Genomic DNA, 22,291 nt, shown 5'->3' with positions numbered 1-22,291 from the left:
GTTATTGCTTCGGCGCGGCGGCCGCCTCAGGCGCCTTGCCGTTCGCATTGCCGAAGTATCTGAAGAATTCCGAGTCCGGCCGCAACAGGAAACGCGTGTCGCCGGACTTGAGGCTGTTCTCATAGGCCGTCATCGAGCGATAGAACGCGAAGAAGTCCTTGTCCTTGCCATAGGCCTCGGCGAACAGGCGGTTGCGCTCGGCATCGCCCGCACCGCGGGTTTGCTCCGCGGTCGAGTTCGCATCGGCCACGATCACGGTCGCTTCACGGTCGGCCCTGGAGCGGATCTCCTGCGCCTTCTGGTCGCCCTGGGCACGGAACTCGGCGGCTTCGCGCTGACGCTCGGACTTCATCCGGTCGTATACCGCCTGGCTGTTCTGCTCCGGCAGGTCGGCGCGGCGGATCCTGACGTCGACGACCTCGATGCCGTAGCCGTCGGCCTCCTTGTCAAGCTGCTCGCGAATCCTTGCCATCAGCTTCTCGCGCTCGTCACGCACCACCGTGATGAAGGTGACCTCGCCGAGCACGCGGCGCAGCGCCGCGTTGAGCAGCGTGGTCAGCTGCAGATTGGCGGCCTGGATCGAGCCGACGCTGGTGTAGTACCGCAGCGCATTCTTGATGCGATAGCGCGCGAAGGCGTCGACCACGAGCCGCTTCTGGTCGGAGGCGATCACCTCCTGCGACGGGTTTTCGAGATCGAGGATGCGCTTGTCGACGTTGATCACCGAATTCCACGGCGCCTTGAAGTGCAGGCCGGGATCGGTGACGACCTCAACCGGCTCGCCGAACCGCAGGACGATGGTCTGCTCGGTCTGCTGCACGGTGAACACCGAGCTGTAGCCGACGGCGAGCACGATGAAGAGGACGATCAGGGACACAATGCCGGTGACAGGGGACCTCATCGGGTGGCTCCCTGCTGCTGGCCGGTCGTGGCCGGTGCTGCCGGCGGACGCCGCGGCGTCAGTTCGCCGAGCGGAAGGTAGGGCACGATGTTCTGGCCCTGGCCGCCGTCATAGACCAGCTTCTCGGAACTGCCGAGCACGCGTTCCATGGTCTCCAGATAAATGCGCTCGCGCGTCACTTCGGGTGCTTTCTTGTACTCATCATAGACTTTGAGGAAGCGTGCGCTCTGGCCCCTGGCCTCGGCGACCGCCTGCTCCTTGTAGCCTTCGGCGGCCTGCAGGATCTGCGCGGAACGACCACGCGCTTCCGGCACGATCCGGTTGGCGTAGGTCTGCGCCTCGTTCTGCTTGCGCTCGAGGTCGGAGCGCGCCGCCTGAACATCGCGGAATGCGTCGATCACCTGCGCCGGCGGATCGACCTTCTGCATCTGCACCTGCGCAATCTGGATGCCCGCGCTGTAGGAATCGAGCGTCTTCTGCATCAGCTCCTGGACGTTCTGCTCGGTGACGTTGCGCGCCCCGGTCAGGATCGGCTGGATCTGCGAGCGGCCGATCACCTCACGCATCGCGCTTTCGGCGACCGCCTTCACGGTGCCTTCGGGATTCTGGATGTTGAACAGGTAGGCGCCGGCCCCGCCGGGCTTGATACGCCAGAGCACGGTGAAATCGACATCGACGATGTTCTCGTCGCCGGTCAGCATCAGGCTCTCTTCCGGTACGTCGCGCATCGTGCGGCCGCGCCGTGCGGGATCGTCGATCAGGGTCATGCCGATCGAGATCGTGTTGACGCGCAGCGCCTTCGGCAGCAGCACCGTCTCGATCGGATACGGCAGGTGATAGCGCAGGCCCGGCTGCGCATCGCGGACGTATTTGCCGAAGCGCAGCACGACGCCGAGCTCTTCGGACTGGACGCGGAAGATCCCGGTGGCGAACCAGATCGCCAGCGCGGCGACCAGCACCAGCGCGATGCCCATGCCGCTGAAATGACCGCCGGGCAGCCACTGCTGCAGCCGGTCCTGGCCGCGCCGCAGCAGATCCTCAAGATCCGGCGGCCTTGGCCCGGCCGACTGCGGACCTGTGCCCCATGGCCCTTTCGGACCCGAGCCCCATGGCCCCCCGCCTTGATTTTTCCACGGCATCAAACATCTCCTCGACAAGTCCGGACGGGACGCCCGGCCTCGAATGTCCGGCCCGGTTATAGGGGACCGCTCAGGCCCTTACAACGCAAGCTTCCTGGCCGGACGAGCTATGCGCCGGGCCACAATTGTCAATGCAAACATTGGTTAACCCCGGCGGCGCCGACGATATGTCACATAGGAGAAGTCGGCGCTGTCGTCCGGACCTGCCGGATTTCGCACGCGCGCGACCTCGTCCCACTCCTTTGCGTCGATTTTGTCGAACCGTGTGTCGCCGTCCGGCCGGGCGTGAACCTCGGTGATCTCCAGCCGATCAGCCGTGCCCATCCACTGCGCATAGATCTCCGCGCCACCGATGACGGCAATTTCAGTGGCGAAACGCCGCAGCGCGTCACCAAGCGCAATTGCGCGGGCATTTTCGAACGACGACGTGACGATGGCGCCGCGCGCGCGGTAGTTCGGATCGCGCGTCACCACGATGTTGGTGCGACCCGGCAGCGGCCTGCGCAAGGATTCGAACGTCTTGCGTCCCATCACGACGGGCCGGTTGATGGTGATGGCCTTGAAGCGCTGCTGATCGGTCTTCAGCCGCCACGGAATTGCGTTGGCATTTCCGATCACGCCGTTCTCGGCGACCGCGACGACGAGCACGATCTCCATCAGCGCGCTCCTTCCGCGAGCGCCGACAGCGCCGGACCGTAGACGCGGCAAATCGTCCATTCGTCCATCAGCTCGGCGCCGAGCGACTTGTAGAATGCGATCGACGGCGCGTTCCAGTCGAGCACCGCCCATTGCAGCCGCGACCAGCCATTGGCGAGGCATTGCTTCGCCAGATGCACCAGCAGCGCCTTGCCGATGCCCCTGCCGCGCAGCGCCGGACGCACGAAGAGATCCTCGAGATAGATGCCGTGGCGGCCGGCGAAGGTCGAGAAGTTGACGAACCAGACCGCGAAGCCGGCCGGCTCGCCGTTCCATTCCGCGATGTCGCAAGTAAGCCGCGGGTTGGCGCCGAACAGCGCCTCGGCGATATCGGCCTCGCTGGCGTGGACCTCGTGCAAAAGCTTTTCGTAGTCGGCGAGCTCGCGGACCAGCGAGAACACCAGTCCGGCCTCATCGGGCCGCGCACGGCGGATGGTCAGCGACATGCAATCCCTCAGACCGCGACTTCAGCCTTGATGTGCGGATGCGGGTCGTAACCCTCGAGTTTGAAGTCCTCGTAGCGGAACGCGAAGATATCCTTCACGTCGGGATTGATCGCCATCGTCGGCAACGGCCGCGTCGGCCGCGTCAATTGCAGATGCGCCTGCTCGATATGGTTCGAGTAGAGATGTGCGTCGCCGAGCGAGTGCACGAAATCGCCGGGCTTGAGGCCGGTGACCTGCGCGACCATCATGGTCAGCAGCGCGTAGGAGGCGATGTTGAAGGGCACGCCGAGGAAGACGTCGGCCGAGCGCTGATACAGCTGGCAGGACAATTTGCCGTTCGCGACATAGAACTGGAACAGGCAGTGGCACGGCGGCAGCGCCATCTTGTCGACCTCGGCCGGATTCCAGGCGCTTACGATCAGCCGCCGCGAGTCCGGATTACGCTTGATCATCTCGATCACGTTCGTGATCTGGTCGATGCTGCGGCCATCGGGCGCGGGCCACGAGCGCCATTGCGAGCCGTAGACCGGGCCGAGGTCGCCGTTGGCATCGGCCCATTCGTCCCAGATCGTGACGCCGTTGTCGTTGAGATATTTGATGTTGGTGTCGCCGGCGAGGAACCAGAGCAGTTCGTGCACGATCGCCTTCAGCGGCAACCGCTTGGTGGTCAGCATCGGAAAGCCGGCCGAGAGGTTGAAGCGCATCTGGTGGCCGAAGATCGACAGCGTGCCGGTGCCGGTGCGGTCGTGCTTCTCCGCGCCGTCGGCGAGGATGCGTTCGAGCAGGTCGTGATACTGGTTCATGGCGTTGGTTTCGGACCCTTCGGGGGAAGCGGCGAACTTAACGGCCGAGGCTGCCAACCGACATGCCGATTCGGCGGATTGCACCGATTATACCCTGAAAAGTGAGCACCCTTGCGCCAAACGACAAGGGGCGGAACCCGTGTTCCGCCCCTCATCTATCTGCTTGATCGCCTTGGCTTAACTGGCCGGCTTGAGCACCGGGGTCCACTTCGCGATCTCGCTCTTGACGAGGGTCGCCAGCGCCTCCGGCGTGCGGTTGGCGGGCGCCGGGATCACGCTGCCGAGCTCGAGCAGGCGCTTGCGCACGTTCTCATCGTCGAGCGCCTTGATGGCCGCGGCATTCAGCGTGGCGATGATCGCGGGCGAAGTTCCCTTCGGCGCGAAGATCGCGTTCCAGGCCTGGGCCTGAAACGCCGGCAGGCCGGCCTCCGCCGTGGTTGGGACGTTGGGCAGCGACGGATTGCGCTCGGGGGTGGCGACCGCATAGGCCTTGATGGTGCCGGCGTTGATCTGCGGCACCGCGTTGACGATCTGGTCGCACATGTAATCGACCTGGCCGGCGACCAGCGCGTTCATGGCAGGGCCGGTGCCGTTGAAGGGCACGCCGACCGGCTTGACGTCGAGGATCGAGTTCAACAGCTCGCAGGAGGCATGCGAGACCGAACCGATGCCGGCATGCGCGGCGTTGACCTTCTCGGCATTGGCCTTCACGTAGGCGACGAATTCCTTCAGATCCTTCGGCGGGAAATCCTTGCGGGCAAGGATCAGGATCGGCGTGCCAGCGAGCAGCGCGACGGGCTCGAAATCCTTCTCCGGGTGATAGGCGAGCTTCGGATAGAGCGGCACGGAAGCCGCGTGCGTGCCCATATGTCCGGTGACCAGCGTGTAGCCGTCATTGCCGGCGCGGGCGGCGCGCGTCGTCGCCGTGGTACCCCCGGCGCCGACCACGTTCTCGATGACGATGCCCTGTCCGAGCGTCTGCGCCATGTGTGCGGTGACGATGCGCGAGATGACGTCGGTCGGACCGCCGGCTGCGAACGGCACGATCATGGTGATGGTGCGCGTCGGATAGTTTTGCGCGGAGGCCGGCACGGCGAATGCGCCCAGCGCGGCAAATGCCGAAAGGCATGCGCCCGCAAGCGAGCGAATGGACATCATCTCAATTCCTCCCGGGAACGTTTTGACCAAATAAAAATGCCGGCCAAATCGGCCGGCATTTTCATTTCATGAGACGATATCGAGTGTCGATTCGACTTCCGCCTGCGGCGCGCCGACGCAGGCCGGCGCTCATTTGTTGAGCATGATCCATCCGGAAAACCGCTTCACACTTTTCCGGATCACGCTTTAGCCCTCGGACTCCACGAACACTTCGTCGCGCTTCGCACGCAGGTTCGGCAGCACGGCGAGCACCAGGAGACCCGCCGCGATCGCCAGCAGCACCGCCGACAGCGGCCGCGACAGGAACACGCTCCAGTCGCCGCGCGAGATCAGGAGTGCACGACGCAGGTTCTCTTCCATCAGCGGGCCGAGCACCATGCCGAGCAGCAGCGGCGCCGGCTCGAAATCGTGCTTGATCAGCCAGTAGCCGACCAGACCGAAGGCACCTGCGAGCACGACGTCGACCGGCGCGTTGTTCACCGAGTAGATGCCGATCGCGCAGAACACCACGATCGAGGGGAACATCAGCCGGTACGGTACGCGGAGCAGACGGACCCAGATGCCGACCAGCGGCAGGTTGATGATGATCAGCATCAGGTTGCCGATCCACATCGAGGCGATCATGCCCCAGACCAGGTCGGGCTGCTTCACCATCACCTGCGGACCCGGCACGATGCCATGAATGGTCATCGCGCCGACCATCAGCGCCATCACCGCATTCGGCGGGATGCCGAGCGTGAGCAGCGGGATGAACGAGGTCTGCGCCGCAGCGTTGTTGGCGCTCTCCGGCGCCGCCACGCCCTCGATCGCACCGCGACCGAACCGCGATGGATCCTTTGCAATCTTCTTTTCCAGCGTATAGGCCGCAAACGAGGCAATCACCGCGCCGCCGCCCGGCAGGATGCCAAGGATCGAGCCCAGGATGGTGCCGCGGACGATCGCCGGCGCGGAATCCACCAAGTCCTTCCTGGTCGGCATCAGACCGGTGATCTTCTGCTGGACCAGGTCGCGGCTCACCTCGGCACCCGCGTCGAGGTTGCGGATGATCTCCGCAAAGCCGAACACGCCCATCGCCACCGTCGCGAAGCCGAGCCCGTCGGCAAGCTCCGGGATGTTGAAGGCCATGCGCGAGGCGCCGGTCTCGATATCGGAGCCGACCATCGACAGCAACAGGCCGAACACGATCATCGCGATCGCCTTCAGCACCGAGCCCTTGGCGAGCACCACCGCGAAGATCAGGCCGAGCACCATCAACGAGAAATATTCGGCCGGCCCGAACGCCAGCGCGAGCTTGGTCAGCGGCGCGCCGAGCACGGCGATCAGCACGGTTGCGACGCAACCGGCGAAGAACGAACCGATCGCGGCGATCGCGAGCGCCGGGCCGGCGCGGCCTTGTCGTGCCATCTGGTGGCCGTCGAGCGCGGTGACCACGGAGGTCGCTTCACCGGGAATGTTGACCAGGATCGAGGTGGTCGAGCCGCCATACTGCGCACCGTAATAGATGCCGGCGAGCATGATGAGCGCGCCGACCGGCGGCAGGCCAAAGGTGATCGGCAGCAGCATCGCGACAGTGGCGATGGTGCCGATGCCCGGCAGCACGCCGACCAGCGTGCCGACCAGCGCACCGATCAGGCACATCAGAAGGTTGATCGGCGAGAACGCGACCGCGAAGCCGTGGGCGAGGTTGGCAAACAGTTCCATCACGCCCTCACTGGATCAGGAAGCGCGGGAACATCGGCATCGGAAGTCCCAGCACGTAGGGGAAAAGCAGCGCGCAACCGATCGTCAGGCAGCCGCCGACGATGATGGCCTCGATCCATTTCGTCTCATGCGAGCCCATCGCCGCGATCAGGAAGGCGGCAAAGGCGGAGACCACGAGCCCGAGCGGACGGATCGCCACCGCGAAGAACACGATTGCCGCCGACACGAACAGCGGCCCGCGCCAGGAATAGGCCGCGATATGCGGACCATCCCGCATAACTCCCACCAGCGCCACAGCACCGCCGAGCAACAGCAGCAGCACGGCGAACATGCGCGGCGCGGTTCCGGCGCCGAACGAGAATCCGTGCATGCCCTGCAGATCGCTGGAGGCCCACAAGGCAAACAGCGCAACCGCCATCATGGCGAGCCCGCCGACAAAGTCCTGCGGGCCGCGCACCCATGTCGGCAAGATCGATTTGACCGGTGCCTCGCTCGGCGTATCGCTCATGACTTCGCTTCCCCCGTCAGGGCTGTCCCGCCCGTTGTGATTGATTGGCTTGGCTTGTGGTGCGTTGACCGAAAGCCTTGCTAGCGATTTTCGTCAGACAACGCCAGCAAAACCCAGGAGACCTCCGGCAAGCAACATCCATAACGGATTGATCCGTGTCGCAAAGGCAGGCGCGGCTGCGACAATGGTGATCAGGACCGCGATCCAACTTTGGTCTGATGTCTGCGCCACGATCAGGCCGGAGGCGGCCATCAAGCCGATCGACAGCGGAACCAATGCCGCCTGAATGATCGCCGGCCAGCGCGCGTCGCGCGAGCGGTCGAGGAAGCGGCTCACATAATAGGCGAGCAGCGCGGTCGGTCCGCACATGGCCACCGTCGCGGCCAATGCCCCCGCGACGCCTGCGACAGAATAGCCTATCAGCGTCACGATCAGCACGTTCGGTCCCGGCGAGAGCTGCGAGATCGCGAACACATCGGCGAACTGCTTGTCGGTCAGCCAGTGATGCACGTCGACAGCGGCGCGGTGCATTTCGGGGATCGCCGAATTGGCCCCGCCGACCGCAAACAGCGACATCAGGCCGAAGGTCCAAACCAGTGCTGCGATCGGACTGGACCCCGAGCTCATGCCTTCACCATGCGTCGCGCCAGGACCGTGGTCGCAATGCTGAGCGGGATCGCTGCCAGCAGCACGATCTGGAGCGGCCATCGGATCAGACCGATCGCGACGAAAACCGCGGACAGAATGACGAGGCCTGTGACATCGCGCCGCTTCAACAGCGGCATCATCATCTTGAGGACGACGGCGAACAGCAGCCCGACCGCGGCACAGGCCACGCCGGCGAGTGTCCGGCGCAGGATGTCGATATCGCCGTAGCGGACATAGAGTGCGGCAAGGACGGTCGCGATCACCATCGGCGGCCCGACCAGCCCGGCGAAGGCCGCAAGCCCGCCGGCGATGCCACGAAAGCGCGAGCCGAATACCACCGACAGGTTGACGATGTTCGGACCTGGCAGGAAATGGCACAGCGCGAAGGTCTCGTTGAACTCCTCCGCCGTCATCCAGCGGTGCTGCTCGACGATCGACCGCCGGGCCCAGACCAGGACCCCGCCAAAGCCGGCCAGCGACATCTTGGCAAAGGCCAGGAACAGCTCGAGCAGGCCGGGCTGGAGGGGCGGAGACGGTACGGAAGCATCCGGCGCCGGGGCGGCAGCCGGCGGGGATTCCGGGGGCATGGGCAAAATCTAGAACGGCACCAGGACGGTGCCAAGACACAGCACCAGGACGCCTGCCAACCCAAATCGGCGTGTTTTCACACCTGAACAAGCCTGAATCGGCTCTATTTTTCTCCGTCCGTGCCGCCTATATTAGGGGTGCCGGTTCGCCGGCTATGGAAATAAATGGCCGTCGCAATAAACCATTCGGACCCGGGGGCGGTACCCGGCGCCTCCACCAAAACCCATCCCGAGCCCCTTGCTTCGGTGGCTTTTGGCGGGGGCGAAATAGGATCGACGAGGGCGTAAAGGGCGTGTTTTTTCTCGGTATGGTTCCGCCGTTATCGGGCTAATGCAATAGTTGCCAACGACAACTTTGCTCCGGTTGCTCAGGCTGCGTAACGCAGTTTGAAAGACCATCTTAAAGTCCTAACGGGTTAAGCTCCGTTAGGCGGGGTTCGGAGGCACCTGGCAACAGAAGCCTCCACTTTATTTTCCGATCGGGCATCCGCCCGCATTTTCCGATGCCAGCCCTGCTGATTTCCACGTCCCGGCGGAGTAGCATGGCCAAAAGGGCGAGTCGGACGGGTCCGGCGGTGCCTTGCCGGCATTTTCGAAGCGACAGGAATACGATGGCGACCGATCACATCCGATATGACGTGCTGGCGCGCGACGCGCTGCGCGGGGTGCTGCGCCGGGTCTTGTCCGACGCCGCCGAACATGGCCTGCCGGGTGAGCATCATTTCTACATCACCTTCCTCTCGCACGGCGACGGCGTGAAGCTGTCGCCGCGGCTGCTCGCGCAGTATCCGGAGGAGATGACCATCATCCTGCAGCACCAGTTCTGGGATCTGGTGGTGACTGAGGACCGGTTCGAGGTCGGCCTGTCGTTCGGCGGGATTCCCGAGCGGCTCAACGTGCCGTTCGCGGCGGTGACCCGCTTCCTCGATCCGTCGGCACCGTTCGATCTGCGGTTCGACGTCTCGGAGGCATTGTCCGAGGAGGCCCCGCCCGCGACGGCACCGGCCTCTCCCCTTCCCGCACCGGCCGCCCGGGCGGCAGTCGAGACCGAGACGGCCGAGACCGAGCAGGAGCCCGCGAAGCCCAGCGAAGGCGCCGAGGTCGTGCGGCTGGACCGCTTCCGCAAGAAATAATCTAAACACCGATCGATCCTCGAGCTTGTAGGATGATTTCGAGGGCCGGGATGACAGATCGTCATCCCGGACTATCTTCTGCATGAACGTGTTTCTGCGCGGACGCTGTCGCGTTGCCGCGGCGAAAAGCTGGCGCACCGCCGGATCACGTTCTGATGACGCAACGGAGAGCATCCATGGCTCAATCGACGACACCATCCAACGCCGCCACCCGTAGCGAGACCGACAGCTTCGGTCCGATCGACGTCGCCGCCGATCGCTACTGGGGCGCGCAGACCGAGCGCTCGCGGCAGAATTTCAAGATCGGCCACGACCGGATGCCGATCGCGATCATTCACGCACTCGCCATCGTCAAGCTCGCCGCAGCCGAAACCAATCACGAACTCGGCCAGCTCGATGCACGCCGCGCCGACGCCATCATCAGCGCCGCCAGGGAAGTGATCGAGGGCAAGCTCGACGATCATTTTCCGCTGGTCGTCTGGCAGACCGGCTCGGGTACGCAAACCAACATGAACGTGAACGAGGTGATCGCAAACCGCGCCAACCAGATGCTCGGCGGCGAGCTCGGCGCCAAGCAGCCGATCCATCCGAACGATCACGTCAACATGAGCCAGTCGTCGAACGATTCGTTTCCGACTGCGATGCATATCGCTGCGGCGGACCGCATCGTCGCCGACCTGATCCCTGCCCTTACCGAGCTGCATCGGGCGTTGCACCAGAAGCAGGAAGCGTTTGCCAAGATCGTGAAGATCGGACGCACGCATACCCAGGATGCGACACCGCTGACGCTCGGCCAGGAATTCTCCGGCTACGCCGCGCAGGTCGAGAGCGGAATCGCGCGGCTGCACTCGGCGGTGAAGGAGTTGTTCCCGCTGGCGCAAGGGGGCACCGCTGTTGGCACCGGCCTCAACTCGAAGCCGGAATTCGCCAACGCCTTTGCCAGGCATGTCGCCGAGATTACCAAACTGCCGTTCACCAGCGCGGCAAACAAGTTCGAGGCGCTGGCCTCCAACGACGCCTATGTGCTGGTGCACGGCGCGATCAATTCGGTGGCGACCGGCCTGTTCAAGATCGCCAACGACATCCGCTTCCTCGGCTCGGGCCCGCGCTCGGGCCTCGGCGAGTTGGTGCTGCCCGAGAACGAGCCGGGCTCGTCGATCATGCCGGGCAAGGTCAATCCGACCCAGTGCGAGGCCATGACCATGGTCTGCTGCCAGGTGTTCGGCAATCAGACCACGATCACCGTCGCCGGCAGCCAGGGCCATTTCGAGCTCAACGTGTACAAGCCCGTGTTGGCATATTGTATGATAAATTCCATTCAGTTGCTATCTGACGTTGTCCGCTCATTTACTGAGCATTGCGTTGTCGGAATACGCGCCGACGAAAAGCGCATCAACGAGCTGATGCAGCGCTCGTTGATGCTGGTGACGGCGCTCGCGCCGAAGATCGGTTACGACAACGCTGCCAAGGTCGCGAAGTCGGCGCACACACGCGGAACGACGTTGAAGGAAGAGGCCTTGCGGCTCGGATTTGTAACTGCCGACGAATTTGATCGCCTCGTGCAGCCGGACAAAATGACACACCCCGGCTGAAGCAAAGCGCGCAATGTCCGGATATTTACGGTCAGCGCGCGTGATATAATTATGGATCATAACGCCTAAAGGCTAAGGCTGTTTGCCTATCAGCTCTGCGCTGGCGCATGGTACAGACGTCTAGTTTTCGCAGAGCGAAACGGATTCTTTGATGCTATCACAAGCATCAAATGGGGATTCGGGATGGATATCGAGCCGGGCGCTTAGCGCGATCGCTCTTGCTTTCGTCACGATGCATCACCAATTCCGCTCTGGGGACGATGAGGACGACGAGCATGGGCGACGTGGTCAACCTGAAACGATTCAAGAAGCGCGGTGAGCGCGAACAAGCAGCAAAGCAGGCCGAAGCCAATCGTGCGCTATTCGGTCGCACCAAATCCGAACGAGCGCGTGACGAATTTCTCGGCGAGCGCAGTACGCGCGTGCTCGATCAGCACCGCATCGAAAGTGGTGACGCATCATGAAGTCTCCCGTCGTCAAGCGGTCGATCGTCGTCGCCGGTCACAAGACCAGCGTCAGCCTCGAAGAAGCCTTCTGGAACGGCATGAAGGAGATTTCCGGTCTGCGGAACATGACGCTGTCGGAGTTGGTCGGCGAGATCGACAACAACCGTCAGCAGGGCAATCTGTCCTCTGCGATCCGGCTTTTCGTGCTCGACTACTTCCGTTCGCGCGCCACCCCGGGCGTGCCGACGGATGTCAGGCCGCAACAGGTCGACACGCGCCAGCAGGCCTGATGGCCTTGCCGACCGTCGATTCAGCAGACGGTCGTTCCGCCGCGTGGACTTCAGCATGAAGGTCAATCGCATCGTCGCGAACGTTGCCGCATCAGATGTCGCGGCAGCGAAGTCGTTCTATCGCGATATCCTCGGCCTCGAGCCGCTGATGGATTTCGGTTGGGTTGCGACTTACGGTTCATCCGAAACGATGCAGGTTCAAATCAGCTTCGCCTCCGAAGGCGGCTCCGGCACGCCGGTGCCTGATCTCTCGATCGAGGTAGACGACCTCGACGAAGCGCTGCACCGGATGCAGGCCGCCGGCATCGCGATCGAATACGGACCGGCGGACGAGCCATGGGGCGTGCGGCGCTTCTTCGTCCGCGATCCGTTCGGCCGGCTGATCAATATTCTCCAGCACCGATCGTAGGCTCTGGATTCCTGTTCCGACGGGTTTTCGTCACGCGAACCGGTCCCCACTTCGCTTGAAAGCGCTTTCTAGTTCTGCATTGCCGGCCGCGGCGGCGGATTGGCGACCTGCGGCGTCAGCGAGAGCGGCGGCCGCAGCGGCCTCGACCTGGCCGCGCCGGGCACTGGCTTGACCTCGATCGGCGGCGGCAGCGGCGCCAGCTGCGGCTGACTCGCAACCGGCGCAGGCGGCACGAGCGGCACGGCTGGAGGTGCTGTGGCAGCCGGCGGGACGATCGGCGGCCGCGGCGCAACGATCTTCGGCTTCGCCGGCACGCGGCGCGGATCAAGGCCGGGCACCGGCAAGTTGGCAGAAGGCACTCCCGGCGAATTCGGATTGGACGCGTCCGGCGCCGGTGCGGCGGGCGGCGGAAGGGCCGCCGGGGTCGGAGGCGGCACCGGTTCGCCCCGCTCGATCGCGTCGAGCCGCTTGGTCTCCCGGTCGATCGCGCGCACCGCCAGCCACGACGACAACGCCGCAATGTCGATGCTGCGCGACAATCCGTCGGGTGTGCCCACCGCCAGCAGCTGGATTTCCGGGCGGCTGGTGGCCGTGCCGATCTGCGTCGATGTCAGCGCGGTGCGGATGTCGGCCTGGTCGGCCGGAATGTCGTAGCCGCCGGACACGATAATGTTGGCACCGCTCGCCGCGAGCGTGGTGACGCCGATCCGGATCCGGCCGTCACGGATGTTGAAGGGAATTTGCGCCGAAGCGACCGACAGCCCGCCGGCTGCGAGCGCCGGTTCAACGATCTGCCTCAGCCGCGCATCGTCGGTCGCCTGCCCGGAATCGCTGGCGCGGATCGCAACGTCGAACGCGCGCGGATCGAGGCCCGGAAGGTTCAGCCCCTCCAGCGTCACGGCGCCGCTGCCGGACAGCGCACCGATCAGCGCCGAGGCGCTGCGGCCCTGCGTCAACAACGTCATCTGCATCGAAGCGCGTCCCTTGGGCATCGCGAGACTGCGGTAGCGCAAGGCCGAGCCGTCGACGCCCGAAAGCTGCACATTTGCATTTAAGGCGAGTCCATTGACGCCCTGCCGCGCATCGATGGAGGCGGTCGCCTCGCCGCCACCGATCTTGCCCTTGACGCCGTCGAAGGTCAGCGACTGCCCATCCGACCTGATGGTGCCGCTGACCGGCTGCAGCTCGGCGCCGCCCGGCAGCAGACCGTGCAGTGCTTCGAACGTGACCTTGCCGCGCCAGGCGCCCGTCAGCCCCTGGCCGAGCGGCTCGGTCGCGTCGTGACCGGCCGCGCCGATCGCCGCCGCGAAAATCGGCGCCAGCGCGATCTGATCGAGGCCGACTTCGCCGTCGATGCTCTTCTGATCGGCGAGCGTCAGCGCCAGCCGGCCGCGCAGCCGCGAACCGGCGACGATGCTGTCGAGATCGTCGAAGGTCAGCCTGTCACCCGCGAGCGTGACCCGCGATGACAGGCGGATGTTTGCCGCCGGATCGGATGATTTCAGATTGAGCAGCGGACTGATGTCGGCGCTGCGGACACGAAGGCTGACGTTCGATTTGCTCTCCCCGGCCCCATCCTTGGACCACGGCGCCGCGGTCCCCTCCGCATCCGCGTCGAGCCCGGCGCCCCAGAGCCGCGCCTTCAGCCGCAACGGCGCGTGCCACGCGCCGCTCGCGGTGCCCTCGAACTGCGTCAACCCCGCACCGGCTGCGACCGCGCGGTCGAGCCCAAGCAGCGCCAGCAGCGCATTGCCCTCGCTGGCGGAGAATTTCGCTTCGGCCGTGATGTCGCTGGTGCGAAGTGCGTCGACATCCAGCGCACGGATCGCAGCCAGCGACGGCGTCGCCGAGATCACCGTATTGCCCTTGAGTTGCGGCGTGTCGAGATCGACCATCGCGCGCGCGCTGACGCGATCGGCGGCCTTGCCCTTGCCGAGGTCGAGCGCGAGCCTGGCACGGACCGGACCGGCATCCGCGCGCAGCACGCCGAGCCGCGCGGCAAGCGCCGGCGCGAACGGCTGAACCATAGCCGTCAGCCGGCCAAGCGACGCGGCGGTCGCATCGACGGCGAGCTTGCCGGTCGAATTGGCGCGATCGAAATTGCCGCTGCCATCCAGCGTGACGTTGTCGGGCTGACCGATCTTCACGCGCTCGAGCACGATGTTCTTCGGGCTGTAGGCGATCTTCGCCAAAAGCGGCCGCAATTCCTGCCCCGAGGAGATCGCGCGCCCGACATCGAGCGACAGCTGCGCCTCGTCCGGCCATTCGGCTTGCGGGCCGGCCAGCGAGCGGATGAATGATGCGGTCGCATCGAGATCGAGCCGCTCCGCCTTCAACTGCGCCTCGACCTTCGAGCCGCTCGTCGCCTCGCGATGCGCGACCGCGACGCGGCCCTCGACCGTGCCGCCCTCGATTTCCGCCTTCATCGCGTCGATCGAAAAACCGGCCGGCGACACCGTGACGTCGCCGCGCAACCGCAGGGGCTTCTGGCTGCGATAGGCGATGTCGCCCCGCCCCTGCAGCCAGCTCATCAGCGTATCGGGGTCGGACGATTCGATGTTGAGCGCGGTCTTGAAGCTGCTCGAGGCACCGGCTTGGGCGCTGGCGCCGCTCATCGAGACCCGCGTCGATCCCGGCGCGCGAAACTCCAGCCGGCGCACGGTCCATGATTTCGCATCCGATTGCAGCTCTGCCGAGACGTCCTGCAACGGACGGCCGCCGAGCATGATCTGCTCGGAGGTGAGCTCCACCTGCGCCGGGATCGGGCTTTGCGGAAGACCTGACAACACCGCGCGCATCGCCGGCAGCACGCGGACCGGCTCGACATTGCCGTTGTTGCTGTCCTTGGCGGTATCCTTGGCGCTACCCTTGGCGCTATCTTTGGCGGCGAACTTGTCGCCATCGAGCTGCCGTGCCGAAAGCGCGGCGCGCAGCAGCGGCGACGCGCCGAACCGGAGATCGCCATTTCCTGCGAGCTTCAGCGCGCGGTCCTCGCCGCCATAGCTCACCTCGACCTGGTCGAGACGTGCCGCCGAATAATCCGATTTCACCTTGGCCGCGATCCGCCAAGGCGGCATGTCGCTGCCGCCGCGCTGGCCAGGTGTTCCAGCCAGCGTCACGGTGCCCTCGAACCGCGGCGCACGGGCCTCGAAGGTCAGGATGCCGTCCAGGTCGGCCGAGACCGGTCGCTGCCCGGGATCGATGTTGAAGTGCAGGCGGGTGCCGCCGCCGTCGGCGCTTTGCCCCGAGGAGATCCGGAACGGGTAGCGGTTGCCGTCAAACATGAAATTGCCGTCGCCGCGGACTGCGCCGGCAAGCGAACGGACATCGCCGCTGAAGGCAATGTCCTTAAGCTCGAGCGTGCTGCGGCTTGCGGCATCGTGCAGACCGACGCGGCCGGTCAGATTGAGGCGATCGATCGCCAGTGAAGCCAGGTTGAAGCTCCCGCTCGACGGCGACCAGTCGATCCGCCCCTTCGGATCGAGCCCGAGGTCGAGCGACATGCCGTTGATGGTGAGTTCGTTGGCGCGCCACTCGCCGCGCATCAGCGAGCTCAGGCTGAACTCGACGTCGAGATTGGCGGCCCGGACCTTGCCGAGGTCGTTGGCGCCGCCGATGGTGACGGTTTTCAACCGCAGCGAGGGCGCGGGCAGCAGGCGCGCGTCGAGATTGCCGGCGACACGAACCGGCGTGCCGATGATCTTGGACGCCTCCGCCTCGAACTGCGGCCTGAACTGGTTCCAGTCAACGAAATACGGACCGACCAGCGCGGCGACCAGTGCAAGAATGAAGGCAATTGCCAGGCCGAGCAGCGTCGTCTGCACGGTGTCTCCCTTTGAGCCGCTCCGCGGTGCTCAACCCTCGGCCGGAGCAGCCCAAATATAGAGACAAGTATGGCGAAGTCACAGCGGCAATACCGCTGCGACGTCAGGCGGATGACGGTTTTCCGCTCAAGCGTGCCTGCGCACCGGCCGTCGCGGCAGGGTTACTGTCCTGCCGCGCATCCGGAATGTCACCAGCTCGCCGGGAGCCGCTTCAGCCCGCGCAGCACGAAGGTCGGCCGCCATTCCGGATTTTCCGCGTCATCGAGCCGCAGGTCGGGGATCCGGCGCAGCAGCGTCGAGATCGCGATCTCGGCCTCGATCCGCGCCAGCTGGGCGCCGAGGCAGAAATGGATGCCGCCACCGAATGACAGCGGCTTCACGTTCGGCCGCTGGATGTCGAGCTTCTCGGGATGGTTGGGATAGACAGCCTCGTCGTGATTGGCCGAGCCCAGCAGGCAGAGCACGCTCTCCCCTTTCGGGATGCGCTTGCCGCCGAGATCCTCGATATCTTCCAGCGCGACGCGGCCGGTCAGCTGCACCGAGGAATCGTAGCGCAGGAACTCCTCGATCGCATTGGTGATCAGGCCGGGATTGGCCTTCAAGAGCGCGAGCTGGTCCGGGTTGCGGTACAGCGCCAGCAGGCCGTTGCCGATCAGGTTCACGGTCGTCTCGTGGCCGGCGCCGAACAGCAGGATGATGTTGGCGGTCAGTTCCTCGTTGGTCAGCTTCTGGCCGTTCTCCTCGGCCTGCACCAGTTGCGTGGTGAGGTCGTCACCGGGCTGCTTGCGGCGCAGCTCGAACAGCTGGTGGAAATACATCGCGGCCATCGCGTTGCCGGCGTTGCCCTGCTTGATCTCCTCCGCCGACAGCGGCACCGGCTCGAGCAGGCGTCCGCCGTCACGCGAGCCATTGTAGAAGGCATCGCGATGCTCCTCGGGGATGCCGAGCATGTCGCAGATGATCGTCACCGGCAGGCGGAACGCGAAATCCTCGATCAGGTCCATCCGTCCCTGCGGAATGATGCGGTCGAGCGTTTCGTCGACGACGTGCTGGATGCGCGGACGCATGTCCTCGACCCGGCGTGCGGTGAACGCCTTGACGACGAGGCCGCGCAGGCGGGTGTGGTCGGGCGGGTCCTGCTGCAGCATCCAATGGCTCATGCTGCGGATGACCGGCTCCTCCATGATCTTGGGGCCGTAACGGCGGATCGAGCGCTCGACATAGTCCTTGCCGAAGCGCTTGTCGCGCAGCACGAGGCCGGCTTCCGCGTGACGGCTGGCCACGAAGGCGCCGTGCGCGTTCACATGCATCGGATCGAGGCGGCGTAGCCGCTCATAATACGGATAGGGATTGCGAATGAATTCGGGCGCCAGTGGATTGAAAAGCGGCTCGCCGCTGGCCGGCTGAACTTGCTCGTTCATGGTGACCTCGTTCGTGCGCTACGCCGGTGCCTGCACTCTGGCGCGCCTTGGTGTCATCCTCAAGACCGCACCAGCACGGGTGCGGCTATTTTGGTTTTTGGCAACTCTGGTTTTAGCAGCTGCAACTCGATACACTCTTGTATCGAATTGCATTGTGCCCTAAACTGCAGCGATGTCAAGGGTTCGAACCAGACCGACACGGGACGACACCTGCGAGAAGCTGTTCGAAGCGGCGGCGCGGGTGTTCGAGGAACAGGGAATCGGCGGCGCCAGCATCGAGGCGATTGCGGCTGCGGCGGGTTTCACCCGCGGCGCCTTCTACTCGAACTTCAAGAGCAAGGACGAGCTGATCTTCGCGATGCTCGGGGATCACGTCGAGCAATCGATCCGGCGCAATCTCGATTTGCTCGCCAAGCACACGGACCTGGCCGACTTCCTGGAGGCATTGCGCACCGCGGACCGCAGCCGGCAGGATCCGCTCGGCCGCTCGCCTCTCCTGCATATGGAGATGATCCTGTTCGTGGCGCGCGCCGAGAAGCGCCGGCCCGAACTCGCCAAGCGCCTGCGCGCGCGGCGCAAGCTGATCGCCGACATCGTCGAGACCGCGCAGAAGAATAGCGGCAGGAACGCCAGACTCAATCCGGACTGGACCGGCGCGATCGTGCTGGCGCTGGAAGATGGTTTCCGCCTGCACCGTCTGATCGATCCGGAGACCACCCCCGCCGACAGTTGCCTGCGCGCGATCACCGATCTGCAGCGGGCGATCGGCGTTTCATCCGCCTGATGCGTCAGGCCGCGCTCGCGGCCTTGTGCATCTGGCCGGCGACGGCACGGACCTTGCGCGGCGAAGCCTGCCAGATCGCGAATGCCGACAGCAGGCTGACGGCGATGCCGAGCAGGAACGCGCTCGTGTAGCTGCCCGAGAGATCGTAGAGCTGGCCCGTGATCCAGGGGCCGGCGGCTCCGCCCGCGAGCGCGGCCAGCATCACGGTGCCGAAGATGCTGCCGTATTGCTTGCCCTGGAATATCTCGAGCACCACCGGTCCCATCACCGATGTCAGGCCATAGCCGAGCGCGCCCTGCGTGAAGACCATGAGATAGATCAGCGCCATGCTCGGCCAGTATTTCAAGGCGACGAGCGCGCCAAAGCAGATCACGAAGCCCAGGCACGAGATCGCCCACACCCATTCGCGGCCGATGCGATCGGAGAGATGCCCGAGCCAGATCTGGCCGGGAATGCCGAGCAGGCTGACGACGCCGAGCGCCCAGACACCGACGTTGGAGCTGAAGCCGATGTCGAGCAGGAATTTGGTCTGGTGCACCTGCACCGCATACCAGATGTACAGGCCGCAGAAATAGCCGGTCGCGATCCACCAGAACCGCGCGGTGCGCAGCGCGCGTGACAGCGTCCAGTCGGTGCCGGCCCATACCGGATCGACGATGTTCGATGCCGGCCTGGCCGACGTCGCCGTCGGCGCCGCATCGCCATCCGGCTGCAGGCCGATGTCTTCCGGCCGCTTGTGCAGCAACAGGTTGATCGGCGCGAGCGCGACCAGCACCACGATTCCCATCGCGGTGCAGGCGGTGCGCCAGCCGGTGTGCTCGATCATGTGCTGAACCCATGGCAGCAGCGTCACCGAGCCGATGCCGACGCCGGCGAAGGCGAGGCCGATTGCAAGGCCGCGGCGGCGGATGAACCAGTTCGGCACGAACAGCGATTGGCCGGAATAGCCGAGGCAGACGCTGCCGGAACCAACCAGCACGCCAATGGTGAGATAGAGATGCCAGGGCTGCGTGGTCAGCGGCGCCAGCAGCAGGCCGGAGCCCATCAAGAGCACACCAAGCACCATCACGGCGCGCGGACCGTTGCGGTCCATCAGCCGGCCGATCAGCGGGCTCGCGATCGCGGAAGCGATAAAGCCGAACGAGAATGCGCCCGCGGTAACGCCGCGCTCCCAGCCGAATTCAGAGATGATCGGCGGATAGAACAGCGAGAATGCCGTCCGTGCGTTGACGCCGATCGCCATGGTGACGAAGGTCACCGCGACGATGATCCAGCCGTAAAAAAAGGGAAATCGCATGGGGGTCTGAGTTGCCAAGGTTACAGGACGAATATCTGTTTCAGCCCGCGCCCCGCTGACGGTCAAGTCCCATCGACCGATAAGGTGGCTTCGAGCGAGTATATTCCATCAGGCCGCGTCAATTCGTTCAAATCAACCGCCCAACTGTGTGAAGCAATTCATAGACAGTCAGGCCCAGCGCGGCAGACTTGCGCGCGATGTCGATACCTCGGCCATGTCAGCTGACCTCCTGTTGCCTGCCGGAATTCCGAGCACGCTCCATCGGACGACCGGCAGCACTGGATACGACGATGGCGGTCGCGCCAGCGGTAACGCCGCGCTCCCCGGCTAAACTCGCCCATGATCGGCGGGAAGAAGCGAGAAACACCCTTCCCGCATTGACGCAATCAATGGCGACGAGTTGCTCCGCGACGATGATCCAGCCATGAAGTCAAGAGACGCATTTGCTTGCATGCTCAAGGCGCGAATGGCTGCTTGGCTCGCATCGCCCCCATCCGCCGGGGATATCGCGATTGCGCATCTGCGAACGCCTCTCGAAGGTTGCAAACACTATACTGTACCAGCCCACTCGGTTCGCTCACGCTGCCGGATGAGCCTTCCTTTATGATCTTGATGAAGATATTCTTTTCCCGTTGGAGTTCCGTACTTTGTGCCAAATTTTAGTCGCATATCCGTAAATTTTGCAGAAGTATCAATAATATGACGACCCCATCGGTCCCGGAAGTTCGCCGACGTCTTGCGGCAATCCTTGCGGCGGACGTGGTCGGGTATACGCGCCTGATGGAGGCGCACGAGGAAAACACCCATACCCGGCTGATGCGATTGCGCTCGGAAGTCCTCGACCCGGGCGTCACGGCGCAAAACGGCAGGATCATCAAGAATACCGGCGACGGCTTCCTTGCAACCTTCGATACCGCGCGCGACGCGACGCGGTGTGCCCTCTCGCTGCAGGAAGCTCTGGCCGTGAATACAGCCGGGATGCCCGCTGACGAGCGCATCAGCTTTCGCATAGGGCTGAATGCCGCGGATATCATCGTTGAAAAAGATGACGTCTACGGCGAGGGCGTAAACATCGCGGCGCGCCTTCAGAGCTATGCGCAAGCGGGCGGCGTCGTGGTTTCGGGCGCCGTTGCGGAGCAGATCGGCCAGGACCTGGACGTCAGCGTGATTGATCTCGGCGATCTGCATCTTCGCAACATGGGTCGGCCTGTCCGCGTGTATGCGCTCCACCGACCCATGCAGCCCGCGAAGCTTGTTGGCGAAGCCCCGGTGGGCTCGGAACCTCGTCCCTCGATTGCCGTTCTGCCGTTCCGAATGAACCTGGCCACCCCGGAAGAGGGGTATTTCGCTGATGGTGTCGTTGACGACATCATTCGCGGCCTTGCCGGGCTCAAGGAGCTTTTCGTCGTATCACGCGGGTCCAGCCTTGGCTTTAGCGGCCGCAATATCGACGTGCGCGAGATCGGGCGTCGGCTCGGAGTTCGCTATGTCCTCTATGGAGGGATTCAGAGGACGATGACCTCGGTCCGTATCGTGACCGAGCTCAGCGATGCCGAGTCGGGCGAAGTCATTCGTTCGGACTTGCACGAAGGTGACCTTCGCGAACTCTTTGAGCTTCAGGATCGGATCGCCATCAATGTCATCAGACAAATCGCGCCGCAGGTTCGCGAGCGTGAGCTTATGCGATCGATGCGCAAACATCCGCAGAACCTGACCGCCTACGATCTCGTGTTGCAGGCGCTCGATTTGTTGTACCGGATGGACTATGATTCCTTTTCCAAGGCGCGGGGCCTGCTCGAGCAAGCCATTTCATACGACCCTAATTTTGCGTTGGCCTATTCCTACGTCGCGCTGTGGTATGTATTCCGGATCGGGGAAATCGGATCGCCCGATCCCGAGGGCGATGTCGTCGCCGGTGCGCGATATGCCAAGGAGGCTATCGAACGAGGCGGTGACGATGCATTCGCGTTGGCGGTGTATGGTCACGTCCAGTCATTTTTGCTGCATGACTTTCAAAGCGCAAGGATTGCCCTCGACCGCGCAATTGCCGCCGGCCCGAGTTCAGCCATGGCCTGGACCATGGCGAGCGCAACATCCGGCTTTCTTGGTGATGGCCCTGCCGCCCTGCGCCAAGGTGAGCAGGGCGTCCGGCTTTCGCCGCTCGACGCGCGCTCGTTCTGGCACGAGGGATTGTTCGCCCAGGCTCACTACGTGAATGGCGACTATGAGCAGGCATTGGAGTGGGTACGCGGCGCACTGAACCGTAACGGACTTATTCGCTTCAATCATCGCCTGCTCATCGTCACGCTCGGTGCCTTGGGCCGTCGTGAAGAAGCAGCGGAGGCGGCACGCCGCTACCTGGAAATCCAACCCGGATTCCGTATTTCGTCCTACGCGCCTCGCTGCCCGTTTCGTGGCGAGGCGTTGGAGACCTGGCTCGGCCATCTGCGATCGGCGGGGCTTCCTGATTGACTGGTATTGCTGACGACAACTGCCGAACAAGGGAGA

Annotated in this window: 20 protein-coding genes and 1 other RNA gene; 8 read left to right on the top strand and 13 right to left on the bottom strand. The window is 64.3% G+C overall.

The features are described from left to right. Window position 1: 1 nt before the first annotated feature. The 10 genes from hflC to HAP47_RS12640 form a co-directional block, all read right to left on the bottom strand. Window positions 2-901: a protease modulator HflC gene (hflC, locus tag HAP47_RS12685; protein ID WP_092115851.1), complete on the bottom strand. Its 900-nt coding sequence runs from the start codon at window positions 899-901 to the stop codon at window positions 2-4. Beyond that, the gene (hflK, locus tag HAP47_RS12680; RefSeq protein ID WP_173637949.1) at window positions 898-2,040 is read right to left on the bottom strand and encodes an FtsH protease activity modulator HflK; all 1,143 of its coding nucleotides are present in this window, start codon (window positions 2,038-2,040) and stop codon (window positions 898-900) included. Before hflK ends, hflC begins: the two co-directional genes overlap by 4 nt. A gap of 144 nt (window positions 2,041-2,184) precedes the next feature. Beyond that, window positions 2,185-2,697, bottom strand: coding sequence for a dihydrofolate reductase (locus tag HAP47_RS12675; protein ID WP_173637950.1), 513 nt, complete (start codon window positions 2,695-2,697; stop codon window positions 2,185-2,187). Further along, window positions 2,697-3,182 (bottom strand): GNAT family N-acetyltransferase, encoded by a 486-nt coding sequence (locus HAP47_RS12670; protein WP_173637951.1) that lies wholly within the window; start codon window positions 3,180-3,182, stop codon window positions 2,697-2,699. The genes HAP47_RS12675 and HAP47_RS12670 overlap by 1 nt, the downstream gene beginning before the upstream one ends. Window positions 3,183-3,190: 8 nt before the next feature. Then, the gene (locus tag HAP47_RS12665; protein WP_173637952.1) at window positions 3,191-3,985 is read right to left on the bottom strand and encodes a thymidylate synthase; all 795 of its coding nucleotides are present in this window, start codon (window positions 3,983-3,985) and stop codon (window positions 3,191-3,193) included. Between the two features lie 177 nt (window positions 3,986-4,162). After that, entirely contained in the window at window positions 4,163-5,143 is a 981-nt protein-coding gene (locus HAP47_RS12660) for a tripartite tricarboxylate transporter substrate-binding protein (RefSeq protein ID WP_173637953.1), read from the bottom strand. Between the two features lie 186 nt (window positions 5,144-5,329). After that, a complete protein-coding gene (locus tag HAP47_RS12655) occupies window positions 5,330-6,844 on the bottom strand; it encodes a tripartite tricarboxylate transporter permease (RefSeq protein WP_210285226.1) in 1,515 nt (504 codons plus the stop codon). Window positions 6,845-6,851: 7 nt separating this feature from the next. Beyond that, window positions 6,852-7,352 (bottom strand): tripartite tricarboxylate transporter TctB family protein, encoded by a 501-nt coding sequence (locus tag HAP47_RS12650; protein WP_173637955.1) that lies wholly within the window; start codon window positions 7,350-7,352, stop codon window positions 6,852-6,854. Window positions 7,353-7,445: 93 nt separating this feature from the next. Next, the gene (locus HAP47_RS12645) at window positions 7,446-7,979 is read right to left on the bottom strand and encodes a chromate transporter (protein ID WP_173637956.1); all 534 of its coding nucleotides are present in this window, start codon (window positions 7,977-7,979) and stop codon (window positions 7,446-7,448) included. Beyond that, window positions 7,976-8,587 (bottom strand): chromate transporter, encoded by a 612-nt coding sequence (locus HAP47_RS12640; protein WP_173637957.1) that lies wholly within the window; start codon window positions 8,585-8,587, stop codon window positions 7,976-7,978. The genes HAP47_RS12645 and HAP47_RS12640 overlap by 4 nt, the downstream gene beginning before the upstream one ends. 101 nt (window positions 8,588-8,688) lie before the next feature. On the opposite strand from HAP47_RS12640, the gene ssrA reads away from it, so the two are divergent. The 6 genes from ssrA to HAP47_RS12610 all read left to right on the top strand — a co-directional run bounded on the left by ssrA (window position 8,689) and on the right by HAP47_RS12610 (window position 12,457). Then, window positions 8,689-9,055, top strand: a transfer-messenger RNA (tmRNA) gene (gene ssrA / locus HAP47_RS12635). Between the two features lie 143 nt (window positions 9,056-9,198). Continuing rightward, the gene (locus tag HAP47_RS12630) at window positions 9,199-9,720 is read left to right on the top strand and encodes an SspB family protein (protein ID WP_173637958.1); all 522 of its coding nucleotides are present in this window, start codon (window positions 9,199-9,201) and stop codon (window positions 9,718-9,720) included. Window positions 9,721-9,896: 176 nt separating this feature from the next. After that, window positions 9,897-11,312, top strand: a complete 1,416-nt coding sequence (gene fumC / locus HAP47_RS12625) for a class II fumarate hydratase (protein WP_231168850.1) — start codon at window positions 9,897-9,899, stop codon at window positions 11,310-11,312. Between the two features lie 275 nt (window positions 11,313-11,587). Then, window positions 11,588-11,776 carry a DUF4169 family protein gene (locus tag HAP47_RS12620; protein WP_173637960.1) on the top strand — a complete coding sequence of 63 codons (189 nt, stop codon included), beginning with the start codon at window positions 11,588-11,590 and terminating at the stop codon, window positions 11,774-11,776. Continuing rightward, on the top strand, window positions 11,773-12,048 hold the full coding sequence (locus HAP47_RS12615; RefSeq protein WP_173637961.1) for a ribbon-helix-helix domain-containing protein: 276 nt from the start codon (window positions 11,773-11,775) through the stop codon (window positions 12,046-12,048). The genes HAP47_RS12620 and HAP47_RS12615 overlap by 4 nt, the downstream gene beginning before the upstream one ends. 55 nt (window positions 12,049-12,103) lie before the next feature. After that, window positions 12,104-12,457: a VOC family protein gene (locus tag HAP47_RS12610; RefSeq protein WP_173637962.1), complete on the top strand. Its 354-nt coding sequence runs from the start codon at window positions 12,104-12,106 to the stop codon at window positions 12,455-12,457. 68 nt (window positions 12,458-12,525) lie between these two features. Here the strand turns inward: HAP47_RS12610 and HAP47_RS12605 are convergent, their stop codons facing one another. Together HAP47_RS12605 and HAP47_RS12600 are read right to left on the bottom strand one after the other, a co-directional pair. Further along, window positions 12,526-16,281, bottom strand: a complete 3,756-nt coding sequence (locus HAP47_RS12605) for an AsmA family protein (RefSeq protein WP_173637963.1) — start codon at window positions 16,279-16,281, stop codon at window positions 12,526-12,528. 188 nt (window positions 16,282-16,469) lie between these two features. Continuing rightward, entirely contained in the window at window positions 16,470-17,702 is a 1,233-nt protein-coding gene (locus HAP47_RS12600; protein WP_173637964.1) for a cytochrome P450, read from the bottom strand. Window positions 17,703-17,874: 172 nt separating this feature from the next. On the opposite strand from HAP47_RS12600, the gene HAP47_RS12595 reads away from it, so the two are divergent. Beyond that, window positions 17,875-18,486 carry a TetR/AcrR family transcriptional regulator gene (locus tag HAP47_RS12595; RefSeq protein ID WP_173637965.1) on the top strand — a complete coding sequence of 204 codons (612 nt, stop codon included), beginning with the start codon at window positions 17,875-17,877 and terminating at the stop codon, window positions 18,484-18,486. Between the two features lie 4 nt (window positions 18,487-18,490). Here HAP47_RS12595 and HAP47_RS12590 read toward each other — a convergent pair whose 3' ends face one another. Next, window positions 18,491-19,783: an MFS transporter gene (locus HAP47_RS12590; protein ID WP_173637966.1), complete on the bottom strand. Its 1,293-nt coding sequence runs from the start codon at window positions 19,781-19,783 to the stop codon at window positions 18,491-18,493. A gap of 699 nt (window positions 19,784-20,482) precedes the next feature. On the opposite strand from HAP47_RS12590, the gene HAP47_RS12585 reads away from it, so the two are divergent. After that, the gene (locus tag HAP47_RS12585; protein ID WP_173637967.1) at window positions 20,483-22,255 is read left to right on the top strand and encodes an adenylate/guanylate cyclase domain-containing protein; all 1,773 of its coding nucleotides are present in this window, start codon (window positions 20,483-20,485) and stop codon (window positions 22,253-22,255) included. Window positions 22,256-22,291 lie beyond the last annotated feature (36 nt).

Origin of the sequence: Bradyrhizobium sp. 41S5, from assembly GCF_011516665.3 — a bacterium.
Classification (GTDB): Bacteria; Pseudomonadota; Alphaproteobacteria; order Rhizobiales; family Xanthobacteraceae; genus Bradyrhizobium; species Bradyrhizobium quebecense.
This window is presented reverse-complemented; position numbering and strand designations above follow the sequence as displayed.